The organism is Streptomyces sp. NPDC042346, assembly GCF_055581845.1.
The window spans coordinates 378,464-390,879 of sequence record NZ_JBVJEH010000002.1 but is presented as its reverse complement, the minus strand read 5'-3'; the positions used below and the strand labels follow the sequence as shown (position 1 = coordinate 390,879).

12 protein-coding genes are annotated in these 12,416 nt (G+C 69.0%); 9 read left to right on the top strand and 3 right to left on the bottom strand.

Translation table 11 applies throughout. The annotated features are described in order from the left end of the window. The first annotated feature begins 388 nt into the window (after positions 1-388). Both ACZ6K0_RS10495 and ACZ6K0_RS10490 read left to right on the top strand, forming a co-directional pair. Positions 389-1,579, top strand: a complete 1,191-nt coding sequence (locus ACZ6K0_RS10495) for a cytochrome P450 (RefSeq protein ID WP_469233860.1) — start codon at positions 389-391, stop codon at positions 1,577-1,579. A gap of 12 nt (positions 1,580-1,591) precedes the next feature. Beyond that, complete coding sequence (locus ACZ6K0_RS10490) at positions 1,592-3,139, top strand: hypothetical protein (RefSeq protein ID WP_469233862.1); 1,548 nt, start codon at positions 1,592-1,594, stop codon at positions 3,137-3,139. Positions 3,140-3,520: 381 nt separating this feature from the next. On the opposite strand, the gene ACZ6K0_RS10485 is transcribed toward ACZ6K0_RS10490, so the two are convergent. Together ACZ6K0_RS10485 and ACZ6K0_RS10480 are read right to left on the bottom strand one after the other, a co-directional pair. Further along, positions 3,521-4,579 (bottom strand): ornithine cyclodeaminase family protein, encoded by a 1,059-nt coding sequence (locus ACZ6K0_RS10485; protein ID WP_469233864.1) that lies wholly within the window; start codon positions 4,577-4,579, stop codon positions 3,521-3,523. Further along, positions 4,576-5,451 (bottom strand): PhzF family phenazine biosynthesis protein, encoded by an 876-nt coding sequence (locus ACZ6K0_RS10480; protein WP_469233866.1) that lies wholly within the window; start codon positions 5,449-5,451, stop codon positions 4,576-4,578. The genes ACZ6K0_RS10485 and ACZ6K0_RS10480 overlap by 4 nt, the downstream gene beginning before the upstream one ends. 72 nt (positions 5,452-5,523) lie before the next feature. Between ACZ6K0_RS10480 and ACZ6K0_RS10475 the strand changes: the two genes are divergently transcribed. The 4 genes from ACZ6K0_RS10475 (at position 5,524) to ACZ6K0_RS10460 (ending at position 8,540) form a co-directional block, all read left to right on the top strand. Continuing rightward, complete coding sequence (locus ACZ6K0_RS10475) at positions 5,524-6,357, top strand: LysR family transcriptional regulator (RefSeq protein WP_376406706.1); 834 nt, start codon at positions 5,524-5,526, stop codon at positions 6,355-6,357. Positions 6,358-6,530: 173 nt separating this feature from the next. Beyond that, positions 6,531-7,496: a SpaA isopeptide-forming pilin-related protein gene (locus ACZ6K0_RS10470; protein WP_469233869.1), complete on the top strand. Its 966-nt coding sequence runs from the start codon at positions 6,531-6,533 to the stop codon at positions 7,494-7,496. A gap of 136 nt (positions 7,497-7,632) precedes the next feature. Further along, on the top strand, positions 7,633-7,968 hold the full coding sequence (locus ACZ6K0_RS10465) for a hypothetical protein (protein WP_469233871.1): 336 nt from the start codon (positions 7,633-7,635) through the stop codon (positions 7,966-7,968). A 443-nt stretch (positions 7,969-8,411) separates the two neighbouring features. Continuing rightward, complete coding sequence (locus tag ACZ6K0_RS10460) at positions 8,412-8,540, top strand: hypothetical protein (RefSeq protein ID WP_469233873.1); 129 nt, start codon at positions 8,412-8,414, stop codon at positions 8,538-8,540. A 383-nt stretch (positions 8,541-8,923) separates the two neighbouring features. On the opposite strand, the gene ACZ6K0_RS10455 is transcribed toward ACZ6K0_RS10460, so the two are convergent. Then, positions 8,924-9,493, bottom strand: a complete 570-nt coding sequence (locus tag ACZ6K0_RS10455; protein ID WP_469233875.1) for a TetR/AcrR family transcriptional regulator — start codon at positions 9,491-9,493, stop codon at positions 8,924-8,926. A 117-nt stretch (positions 9,494-9,610) separates the two neighbouring features. Here ACZ6K0_RS10455 and ACZ6K0_RS10450 point away from each other — a divergent pair, with 117 nt between their 5' ends. From ACZ6K0_RS10450 to ACZ6K0_RS10440, 3 genes are all read left to right on the top strand, one after another. Continuing rightward, positions 9,611-10,303 (top strand): SDR family oxidoreductase, encoded by a 693-nt coding sequence (locus tag ACZ6K0_RS10450; protein ID WP_469233877.1) that lies wholly within the window; start codon positions 9,611-9,613, stop codon positions 10,301-10,303. Positions 10,304-10,398: 95 nt separating this feature from the next. After that, positions 10,399-11,139 carry an aldo/keto reductase gene (locus tag ACZ6K0_RS10445; protein ID WP_469233879.1) on the top strand — a complete coding sequence of 247 codons (741 nt, stop codon included), beginning with the start codon at positions 10,399-10,401 and terminating at the stop codon, positions 11,137-11,139. Positions 11,140-11,262: 123 nt separating this feature from the next. Further along, a complete protein-coding gene (locus ACZ6K0_RS10440) occupies positions 11,263-12,267 on the top strand; it encodes an NADP-dependent oxidoreductase (RefSeq protein WP_469233881.1) in 1,005 nt (334 codons plus the stop codon). Positions 12,268-12,416 lie beyond the last annotated feature (149 nt).

Below are 12,416 nucleotides of genomic sequence, written 5' to 3'. Positions count from 1 at the left end.
CGAGTAGCTGACAGCGGGGCTGCGAAGTCCGCGATGACGTCGACGTGCGCGCTGTTCTCGACCCGGTCCAGGAGTCGGTGCGCGACCTCGGTGATGAAAGGTTCCAGCAGGGCGATGCGGCGCGGTGCGAACGCGGTGTTCACCAGGGCCCGCAGCCGGGTGTGGTCCGGGGGGTCGGCGTGGACCAGGTGCCGGTTGAGCTCGGTCGGCCCGGGCACGTACCAGGGGAGGGAGTGGGAGGTCTCTTGCACGCCCCGTGTCTCCGGAGCATCTCCATTAGGGCAGTCCCTCAGTGTGTCGTGGGACCAGGCCGGGCACCCTCGTACTGTGCCGCGAACCTACGCCACACGTCGGGAACTTGGGGGATGTGGTGATCAATCGGGATCTCATGACCGCGTCGTTCTGGGCGCGGCCGCCGGCTGTCCGGGATGAGCTGTTCGCCGAGCTGCGCGCGACCGATGGTCCGGTCTTCTGTCCGCGTGAGGGGACGGCCGGCTTCTATGCGCTCACACGGCACACGGATGTGGTCAAGGCCGCCCGGAACCCCGGGGTGTTCAGCTCCGAGCCCACCGCCGTGCGCCTGGACGAGCTGCCGGCAGGCACGGAGAAGTACGGCGGTTCCATGGAGAGCATGGACGACCCCCGCCATGCCCGCCTGCGCCGGATCATTTCCGGGGCGTTCACTCCGCGGGTCCTCGCCCGGTTCGAGGCGGACATCCAGGAGCGGGTCACCCATCTGTTAGGTGGTCTGGCCGATCGGCGCGAGAGCGATTTCGTGGAGACGGTGTCGACACCGCTGACCCTCGGGACTGTCTTCTCGATGATGGGGATACCTCTGTCGGCAAGCGAGGAGCTCATGCCTGCCGTCAACATCGTGCTGGCGATCAGTGATTCGGGGAACCTCGACTTCCAGGGACCTGAAGAGCGAGAAGCATTCATCAAAGAGAAGTTCGCCGTGATGCACGGATTCGTGACCGGCCTGGCCGGGGCCCGCCGTGAGCGGCCGGGCGAGGATCTGATCAGCGCCCTGGTCAATGCGAACGTGGACGGCGAGTTCCTGACGGATCTCGAACTGGGCCGGTTCTTCACCCTGCTGATCGCGGCCGGGGTGGAGACGACCCGCCACGCACTGTCGCACGGAATCCACCTGCTGACGCAGAATCCGGCACAGCGGGCGTTGCTGCTGGACAACCTCCCCACAGCGGTCGAGGAAATCGTCAGGTGCGCAACGCCGGTCGCGTGGGTCAGGCGCAACGTCACCCGCGACTACACGCTCCACGGGCACACCTACCGGCGAGGGGATCGCGTGATCCTCTACCACTGCTCCGCGAACCAGGACGAGCGGGTGTTCAGGAACCCGCACGCCTTCGACGTCACGAGGTCACCCAACCCGCACGTCGGATACGGCGGGGGAGGCCCCCACGTCTGTCTGGGCGCACACCTGGCCCGCCGGCAGATGACGGCCCTCCTCAAAGAGCTCTTCACGCGACTTCCCGGCTTCCACGCGACAGCCCAGCCCACCTGGGTGAAGGCGAGCCTCGTCAACGGGATCGAGCGCCTTCCCTGCGCCGTCGAATAGGAGAGACACGGCATGAAGACCTACGGTCACTGCTGGGCCGACTGGCTCTACGGAAACCAGAAGGACGCGTTCATGGTGTCGGTGTACGACGCCTGCGCGGAGATCGACAAGTGCGGCAGCCCCGTCATGAAAGCAAAGCTGATCGGCGAACTGAGAAAACGCGTGTCGGGCAGCAATCGGGACTGGGTCGAGGGCATCAAGGACTTCCTCGACTTCGAGACGCACCTGCTGACCCACGGACGGGCCCCAGTCAACTCGCTGGAGGAAAGCGACGAGTACCGGACGCTGGCTGTCGTGGACGCCGCCTGGCGGCACGGGGCCTTCCGGGGGCTTTGCCGGACACCGGGCGGCGCCGAGTGGATCGGCCACCTCGGGGAGATGTGCGCCGCCATGGTGCACCAGGGCTTCAAGTGGGTGCGCGGGTCCGATCACGGCCTGGCCGACTGGGAGCTTCCGGCCCTCGGAGAGGCGTGGTGCAAAGGCACCGCCATGTGGGGGATCGCGGGTTTCTTCGTTGCCCTGGACGAAGCAGGAGCAGACCCGGACAACGACGCGGCCCTCACCCGCATCTTCCGTGTCATCGCAGCGCATCACATGGCGGGCGCTACGTGGCTCGTCTACCGGGGTGACCACCCGCACAAGGCCTGGCGAGCTGACGTGCGCGGACGCGCACCAAGCCCCGAGGCGGTGCGCAGGTTCGGAGCCAGGTTCAGCTGGCCCCCCGAAATGATCGACGTGCTGGCGCGAACAGCAGAGCACGTGAATACGTGGGTCAACCCCCCGAACAGGAAAGGGATCCCAGACCGAACTCGGGGGTTTCTGATCGGGAATCACACCCCGCGAATCCTTACCCACATTCGGGAGCTGGTCACCGAGATGGGAGACGCGGTGGGAGACCTGACCTCCGCAGAACAGGAAGAACTCGTCTACCGGTCGGCAGACTGGATGGCCACCTATGCGACCTCCTGGCGTGCACGCGGCGACACCGACGACCGGGTGCTGGAACTTACGGCGTGCGGCGCACTGGCTGGAGTGTTACGCGAACCCCGACCAAACCTGACACAGGAACACGTACACCAAATGATCGAATGGGCGCGGCCACGTACAGCGCACCTGAGCGGAGAGAAGCAGCAGGAACTATTGGACTGCGTACGTTTCACCATGGAGGTTCGAGGGAGAGTGCCGGGGGCCTTCCGCGAACTGGGCAGCGACGGGGCCGGATACGTACGCTACGTGGACGGCGTGTGGAAGCTGACATCGGACGTGTTCCTTACTGCCGACCGCTCGAACGTGGGTGGCGTTGGCCTCAACGAGAAGCAAATACCATGGGCGACGCGGTTCTTCAACGCCGTCTCAAGGGAGCGAAGGCGAGCCGGCGTGGACTACCTCGGAGCGACGGACGAACACGGCGGATGCCCTGTTTGCGTGGGAGACGAATTCCTCAAGTCCTTGGACAGCACACTGAATCTCGGAGTCGAGGTGTGCTTCACCGTGGGATGTCCCCTCTATGACAACCTGCTGCTCGGTGAACCGGGAGACCAATCGCTAGGTAGCCGCTGACTGCGGTCATGCTGTCCTCGAAGCGCATATGGACCGCGAACGCGGTGGGCGTTCGGTGTGTGGACGACGAAGTCCTCGTGGTCTGTCAGGACTGAGCAGGCGGAGACGGCCTCCCGCCACCGAGAGTCTCGGCAGGTCAGCCCGATCTCGTTGAAGTGATGGAAGCGTGCCAGTTCGTCCTCGTAGAAGCCCACGGCCCGCTTGATGCGTGCGGCCACGTCACCGCGCGGCACCGTGCGGTGCCCTGCAGCAGCGGCGGCTCGGCGCGCTCGGTCTGGTCCTCAACGCCGTCGGGAGGTCGGGGCGTCGACATGCACGCCACCGCCGCCTTGCCCGCGATCCGGTTCGCCGCCACGGTCTGGACGGGCGGACACGGTGCGGTCAGCTCCTTGCCACCGGCCCGTCGGGGGCGGTGCCCGCGTGCAGGTCCGTGGCACAGGCCGGTGGCCGACTGCGCTGCGGGACCGTGCCCCGGAGGAGGTCCAGGGTGACCTGGGCCGCCGCGAGGTCCTGCACGCCCAGGCCGATGAGCTTGCAGACGGTGACCTCGTCGGCCCGTTCGCGGCCCGGTGCCGACCCCGCAAGCACCTCGCCGAGTTCCGTGGGTTCCGGGAAGGCGGCTTGGGCCCGCGCGAGGTCTCCGTGGACGGCGGTGAGGGCGCGGCTGTCGACCACGATCCGGTCGGCGCGGTACAGGCAGGTCGGGGACAGTTCGGCCTTGGTCGGGTCGTCGGCTCCTACGGCGGTGATGTGCAGGCCGGGAGCCAGCCACTCGGCGTCGACCAGCGGTTCGGTGCTGGCGGTGGCCGTCACCAGCACGTCGGCGCCCTCGCACGCCTCCCGGGCGGTGCCCACCGGGGTCACCCGCAGGTCGGGGCGGCGTGTGACCAGCGCGGCGGCGAGGCGGCGCACGCGTTCGTCGCGGCGGCCCCAGACCCTCGCCTCCCGGATCGGCAGTTCGTCGGCAGCCGCCAGGATCTGCAGATACGCCTGAACTCCGGTACCCAGCACGCCGACCACGGCGGAGTCCGGCCGGGCCAGCGTGCGCGCGGCGAGCGCGCCGGCGGCCGCGGTGCGGATGTCGGACAGGTGGTGCTCGTCCTCCAGCACGGCCTGCAGGTCCCCGGTCCGGGCGTCGAACACGGCGACGGCACCGGCTCCAGGCGTGCCGCCACGCCGGGCACGCTCCGCGAACCAGGTGGCCACCTTCACCGTGAAGACGGAACGGCCCGGAAGCCAGGCCGACTTCACGTGCACGTCGCCGTCCCGGCCCGCCGGCGCGAACACCGCCGCCGGCGAGTCGCCCAGTCCGCGGCTGAAGTCGGCGAAGGCTGCCGCCACTTCCTCGACCACGTCCTCGTACCCCACGAGCGTGCGGATCGTGTCCGGCCCGACGTATGCCGGTATCGCCTGCATCGTCTGCCGGGTCGCGGCGCTCACCGAGGAAGCACCTCCAGCCGTCCCTCGCCGACGAAGGCGACCTCGCCGCCTACCCGCACGGAGTGGATGTCCTCCCCGTGGCCGTGGGCGCTGATGGTCATCTCGCTGGGGCGTCCGGTGAACCGGCCCTGGCGCAGGGTCACGGCTTCGCCGTCGCCGATGCAGCCGTGACGGCGCAGGTAGGCTGCGGCGCAGCCGGCTCCGCTGCCGGTGGCCACGTCCTCGGTCAGCCCGTCGTTGTTCCAGTGCCGCGCCTCCAGAGCGGTGGCATCGAGGACGTAGGCGAACTGGGCGCCGAGGTCCGCCAGTCGTGTGCTGATGTCCGAGGCGATGCGGGCACGGTCGAGGGCGCCTTCGCGGACCGGGAGCACCAGGTAGCGCAGCCCTGTGGAGACGACCTCAGGGGACAGGTCCGGATCGAGGTCCTTGGCGTCGAGGCCGAACAAGGACGCCAGGTCCTTCGCGTCCGAGGGCTCGGGGCGGCCGAGGAAGGCGGCCCGACCCTGATCCAGCTCGCTGGCGTACCGTCCGGTTCCGAGCCGCCTCGTGGTCACCTCCACGGTGCGGGCCTTCAAGCGCAGCGTCCACGTCTCGTCCTCGTCGGCACCGTGCAGGGCGTGCAGCACACACCCGGCCCCGATGACGGGGTGCCCGGCGAAGTCCAGTTCCTCGATGAGGTCGAAGACCCGCGCCTGTCGGCCCGAGTTTCCCGAGGTCTTGTCCGGGGTCAGGAAGATCGACTCGAAGTGGCGCAGCTCCTGCGTGATCCGCTGCATCTGGGGGCCGCTGAGCCCGGCGGCGTCGGGGAAGACAGCCAGGCTGTTGCCGCTGTAGGGGAGGCCGGTGAAGACATCGACGTGGTGGTAGAACATGCGGCTGAGGCTACGAGCCCACCAGGCCAGAAGGAACTGGCTAATCCCGGAGATCCCACATAACGTCTGGTTATGGGATCGGATCTGGACATGGCACAGCTGCGGGTCTTCGTCACCTGCACCCGCTCCGGCAGCATCAGCCGCGCCGCCACCGCGCTCGGGCACAGCCAGCCCGCACTCAGCCAGCAACTGCGCAGGCTGGAACGCACCGTCGGACAGCCACTCCTCCACCGCGCCGCCACCGGCGTCACCCTCACCAAGGCCGGCGAGGCGCTGCTGCCGTACGCCGAACGCATCCTGGCCCTGTCCACCCAGGCACTCGGCGCCACCGGCCCAGCCGTCCAGGGGCACTGCGGCGTGGGCCTGCTCGAAGACCTCACCACGGCGCCGCTCCCTCAGGCCCTGGCCGACTTCACCCGCATGAACCCCCGGGCCACCCTGGAGCTGATCAGCGGCCCCGGCCCCGTACTCCGCGAGGCATATGGCAAAGGACGCATACACCTGGCCCTGTGCGACCCGTCCTATCTCCCCGAGCCACCCCGGTGGACGGTGCGCCTCCCTATGACCTGGGCCGCCGCCCCCAGCCTGGACACCACCCTCGACCCCCTCCCCTTGGTCCTCTTCTCCCAGCCCTGCCGCTGGCGCCAACCACTCCTTGACTCCCTCGAAGCCGCCGGACGCGGCTGGCGCACCGCCTTCGAGAGCACCAGCCTGCCCGGCGTCCGGGCGGCCGTCCGCGCCGGCCTCGGCGCCGCCGCCCTCCTTCCGGCCACCGTCGAACCGGGCACCGTCGTACACGGCCTTCCCGCGCTCCCCGACGTCGAACTCGGGCTGATCAGGCGCCCCGGAACCGAGGGTGATGCCCTCATCGACGCCGTCGAAGCCGTCCTCAAACGGCTCGCCTGATCAGCGACCCTGGTTTCTGGCCCGTACCGTCGCCTGGACGGCAAGGGGCCGGGTGGGGTGTTCGTCGCGTGCATTCTTCGGGGAGTGGCTCACCAGCAGATTCTTCGTCTGCTGTTGGCCCGCTCGTCATCACTCTCACCGCCGCGACCGCGCTCACGGCCGTCCCCCTCGCTGTGGCGGCCCCGACGCCGTCCACTGCCGCCACCCAGTCCAGCGAGTCCGACCCTGTGGACGTCGGCGGTCTGCGCATCATCAAGACGGACCCCGAAGGAAAGCCCGTAGCGGGAACCGCGTTCCAGCTGCTCGACTCCACCGGCAAGACCCTCGCCGACGGCAAGACCGGCAGCGACGGCACCCTGACCCTCACCGGCCTGGTCCCGGGCATCGCCCGGCTCAAGGAGACCGCCTCCGGCAGCCCCGTCCTGGACACCGTCCCCGACCAGGACGTTGTCATCGTCCCCGGCCCACCCACGGACCTGCCGATCACCGACCCGTACAAGGCCGCCAGCCTCACCCTCAAAGTCACCGACAAGACCACCGGCAAGGACCTGGCCGGCGCGGTTGCCAACGTCATCCCGAAGGGCGCCAAGGACAGTAAGGGCACCTTCACCCTGACCACCGGCAAGGACGGCACCGCCAAGGCCACTCTCCCCGTCGGCAAGAGGAACGGCACCACCTACACCATCACCCAGACCAAGGCACCCGCAGGCCACCGGCCGCAGACGGCATCCGTCGACGTCACCGCCCTCCCCGGCCAGCCCGTCGCGGCCTCTCTCGTCAACACCGCCACCACGACCGCACGCCCCACTCAGAAGCCGACAACCCGGCCCACCGCATCTGCCTCCGGCCAGCCGATCCCGAGCGGCTCCCCCTCCGCCCGTTCCCCGGCCGAGGAACCGCTCCCCGCCTCCGCCCCGGCCGACAGTGACGCCGCCACTGGCTCCGCCTCACCGACGGGCGGCACCAGCCCCCCAGGCTCCCTCGCGCACACCGGCTCCAGTTCCACCACCATCGCCCTGCTGTCCGGCGGCGCAACCCTGCTGCTCGCCGGAGCCGCCACCGTCTACCTCAACCGCCGACGCAAGAAGGCCGACAGAACCCCGGGCTCCGACCAGCACCGACGATCCAACACCGTCTGACCCAACTCGATTTCGGCTGAAGGCCCCGAGAACCGCCCCGCGGTTCCCGGGGCCTTCAGCATGTTCGATGGCCTGAGGGCCGCATCGCGCACGTCGGTAGACAGACCAGCTCTAGGAGTCGGCTGGCCCGCTGCCCATGGCGCGTCGCCAGGCTGCAGCAGCGAACGCACCCTCCCTGCTGCCCGGAGATCCCTCCGAGCTGCGCCTGCGCATCTCCTACACCGACGAACTCGGAGACACCCCACAGGCCGACACTCTGGAGCGGTGGGACGTGGCCATCCTCCACGAGGAGGCGGAGGTCGGGACGATGACCTTCTCCAGGGTGCACCTCGACCGGGGCATGAACGCGGTCCGGGCCATGGAGGAGGAGTCTGAAGAGCTGTACGAGACAGCCCAGGCACTACTCGATCCGGCCACGGGGAACTTACCGAGGACGCCAGCGAGTGGCTGCCGTACTCAGGCTCTGCTGTAGGTTCCGCAGTTTCGCGAGCACTTCCGCGTGATCATGGGCAGCGGTAACGTTCAGTAGCGGTCGAGCGCCCGCGATGCGGGCCGTGGTGATGACGCCCTTCGCCCTTGATCGCTTACGCGTCATCACGCAAATCCCAGGCCACGAGACCGTCGCTGCCGCCGCTCGCGTCTTCTGCAACGGGCGGAGCGGCGCCCTGCGACAACGCATGACAGGCATCGAAAGGGCTCGACTGTTTGCGATCTTCCGGTTTAAGCAGTGTGCCCGCTTCGCGCCGTTCCAGTATGGCCAAACAAGGCGCGAGGAGAAGTCACAGCGGGCACAACACTCCTACCGCGTCGATCAGGTACGTCGACGGGTCGGCTCGCGAAGTCCCCTTCTATCTGCTGCGCTTGAGGGACCTCGATGAGTCGGACCCGCGGCGCCGGGTTCGTTCCGTGCACGGCATGTCGCACTATTCGGGTGACTACGCCTCGGCGACGACGGGAGGCCAGGTCGTCTACGAGAGCCGCCTGGAGCTCGCACGCCTGCTGCTCGCCGACTTCGACCCGTCGGTGTGCGGCATCTACGCCTAGCCCTTGCGCATGGTGGCGCGGGTCGACGGCAAGGTACGCAGCCACGTTCCGGACTTCCTTCTGGTGATGCGGTCGCGGACAGTGCGCGTCGTCAAGCGGCCGGAATCCTCCGCACCGCCGATGTAGCCGGAGAGAGCCTCGCTGAGTGCACCACTGCGTCAACGCCTTCCTGCGGCACAGGGCCGGCCTCCGGATCATCGACCGGGACACCCGCCCCCCTCGCGCCAACGTCCCGCAGGCGCGACTTCCTCCGAGAAGCACAGCAGATCCTGCGCATCGCAGACGACGCCGAACCAATCCGGCACGATCCACAGTGAGCACAGGGCCAGGTGCCGCAGATGGTGTCAGCTCGGCCCCCGTGTTCGCTGGATCACCCGCATCGCCTACTCGACCGCCGCGCCCCTGATCAGGGTTGCGTGCGCGGCGGCAAGGATCTCCTCCGAGAGCGGGGAGCCCTTGGTGGCCCGGGACAGGGCCAGCGCACCGAACAGGGTGCAGAGGCGGACGATGCCGTCCTGGTCGTCACCGCCGAGGAAGTCGGCGAAGTCGGCCACCCCTTCGGTGTAGACACGCCGGGCCTCATGCCCCCCGCCTTCGCGCGCGATGTCCGTGGCGAGCGCGGCGACCGGGCAGCCGTTCGCCGGGTCGTCGCGGTGTTCGACGGAGAGGTAGGCGTCGATCAGCGCCCGCCGGGCGGCGTCGCGCTGCCCGTCGTACTGGGCGAGCCCTGCGGTGTGGCTCCGGGTGAGCTCGTCGAAGGCGTGGGCGGTGGCCTCGTCGACGAGCGCCTCCTTGGAGGGGAACTGCTTGTAGAAAGCGCCGTGGGTCAGGCCGGCCGCCTTCATCAGGTCGGCGACGCTCACCTGGGTGCCCTGCTCCCGGAACAGTCGCGAGGCGGTGTCCACCACCCGCCTGCGGTTCTCCTCCGCCTGCGCCTGCGATACGCGGCCCATGATCACCCTCCTATTTGGATGTCGACTGGAATCTATCGTAGACCCGTGTTTAGATTGGTTGCATAATCTAAACCGTGCGGGCAGCTCGACGGCACCCGCCGAAGACCAGGAGCAGGCATGGAACTGAACAAAGCGGTCGCGGTCGTCACCGGCGCCAACCGGGGCCTCGGACGGCACCTCGCCGCCCAGCTCGTGGGGCGCGGCGCGAAGGTGTACGCGGCGGCCCGCCGCCCCGAGACGGTCGACGTACCAGGCGTCATCCCGCTGCACCTCGACGTGACGGACGAGGCGTCGATAAGGGAGGCCGCCCGCATCGCGTCGGATGCGACCCTGCTGATCAACAACGCGGGCATCTCCACCGGCGCGACCCTGATCGGCGGCGGCCTGGACGAGGTGCGCCGGGAGATGGAGACCAACTTCTTCGGCCCGCTCGCCGCGACCCGCGCCTTCGCCCCCGTCATCGAGGGCAACGGCGGCGGCGCCGTACTCAACGTCCTGTCCGCCCTGTCCTGGTTCCACCCGGCCGGCCTCGGCTCCTACGCGGCCTCCAAGGCCGCCGCCTGGGCGCTGAGTGACGCGACCCGTGAGGAGCTGGCACCGCGCGGCATCGCCGTCTCGGCGCTGCACGTCGGCTACATGGACACCGACATGGCCGCGGGCGTTCCCGCAGAACAGAAGGTCGCCGCCTCCGACGTCGCGACCCAGGCCCTGTACGGCATCGAGGCCGGCCTGCCCGAGATCCTCGCCGACGAGACCAGCCGGTACGTCAAGCAGAGCCTGTCCGCGGCACCCGAGCCGAACGCAGGCTGACGTTCACCCTGCCACCGCGGCGCGCCCCCTTCCCACCGCTCGCGCAAGGACCTCTCATGCGATACACGACCTTCGGACACCGGACCGGACTGCGCGTGTCCGAGTACGCGCTCGGCACGGCGAATTTCGGAACCGGCTGGGATGCCGGCGCCGAGCCGAACGAGGCACGCCGCATGTTCGACCGGTTCGCGGAGGCGGGCGGCACCTTCCTCGACAGCGCGGACGGCTACCAGTTCGGGGAGTCCGAGGAACTGACCGGAAAGCTGATCTCCGCCGACCGCGATCACTTCGTCCTGGCCGCCAAGTTCGCCCTCGGAGCCGCGCCGCAGCCGGACATCTCCAAGACGGGCAACAGCCGCAAGAACATGGTCGCTTCGGTGGAGGCCAGCCTGAAACGTCTGGGCACCGACTACATCGACCTGCTGTGGGTGCACTTCCCCGACGAGCTCACTCCGATGGAGGAGCTCCTGCGCGGACTCGACGACCTGGTGAGCGCCGGCAAGATCCACCACGCCGCACTATCCAACTTCCCCGCCTGGCGCGTCTCGCGCGCGGTGAGCCTCGCGGACCTGAAGAACTGGGCCCCGATCGTGGGCATCCAGCACGAGCGTCCCGATCATCGGCCCGCGCAACCTCGCCCAGCTCGACAGCTACCTCGGCGCCCTCGACGTCCAGCTGACCGACGAGCAGTACACCCGCCTGACCGAGGTCAGCGCGGTGCCGCTCGGCGCGCCCCACGAAGGGATCGGCGCCTCCCTGGACCGCCTCCAGGGAGGCGCTGCCGATCGCGTCACCGCCCCGGTCGTGCCGGTGGCCTGATGGGTGAACGCGACTGAGGACGCAGTGCGCCCATGTGCCGCAGCCAGGAAAACAACACAAACTATCTCGTACTGGGAGAAGCCCGGGGCGAGCACAGACCCCGCCCCCTTCCAGGGACGGGACACGGAACGGAGACGACGATGAAGGCCTTCATGGTCGAGAAGTACGGCGGCCAGGCCGGGATGCGCGCCGCCGAAATGCCCGACCCGCAGATGGGCGCCGACGACGTCCTGGTCAAGATCCACGCGGCGGGCGTCAACCCCCTGGACCTCAGGATCCGCAACGGGGACTTCAAGGCGTTCCTGCCCTACCGTCTCCCCCTTGTCCTGGGCAACGACCTCGCCGGGAAGGTCGTCCGGGTCGGCCCGTCCGTCACCCGCTTCGCGGTGGGCGACGAGGTCTACGCCCGGCCCGACAAGGACCGCATCGGCACCTTCGCCCAGTTCATTGCCGTCCACAAGGACGACCTGGCGCCCAAACCGGCCGCCCTCACGATGACCGAGGCCGCCTCCCTGCCCCTGGTCGCCCTGACCGCATGGCAGGCACTGGTCGAGCGCGCCCGCGTGCGACCGGGTCAGAAGGTCCTCATCCACGCGGGCGCCGGCGGCCTCGGCTCCATCGCCGTCCAGCTGGCCAAGGAACTTGGCGCGCACGTGGCCACCACCGTGAGCACCGCCAACGTCGACCTGGTCAGGGAACTCGGCGCGGACGAAGTCATCGACTACCGCACCCAGGACTTCACCGAGATCCTCGACGGCTACGACGTCGTCCTCGACAGCCTCGGTGGCGACAACCTGGCCAGGTCGTTGCGTGTCCTCAAGCCCGGCGGCATCGCCATCAGCGTGGCGGGCCCGCCCGACCTGGCCTTCGCCCGTGAACTAGGCGCGAACCCGGTCCTCCGCCTGGCCATGACCGCGCTCAGTTCCAAGACCCGGCGCCAGGCCAAGCGCCTGGGCGTGACGTACTCCTTCCTGTTCATGAAGGCCAGTGGCGATCAGCTGCGGGAACTCACCCCCCTCATCGACACCGGGAAGATCCGCCCCGTCGTCGACACCGTCTTCCCGTTCGACGAAACCATCCAGGCCATGGAGTACGTCGAAAGGGGCCGGGCGAAGGCGGGCAAGGTCGTCGTCTCGATGACGTAGGTCGGGCGCGCCGGCATCGACCGGCTCCACCAGATCACCACCGCATCGAGCAAGGCGTGGTGCGCCCGGTCGCGGGCAAGGCACCCGGCTTCGACAGGGCAGCCGTGCCCCGGCTGACCCTCCGCCACCCGCGGCGGGCGACCAGAAAC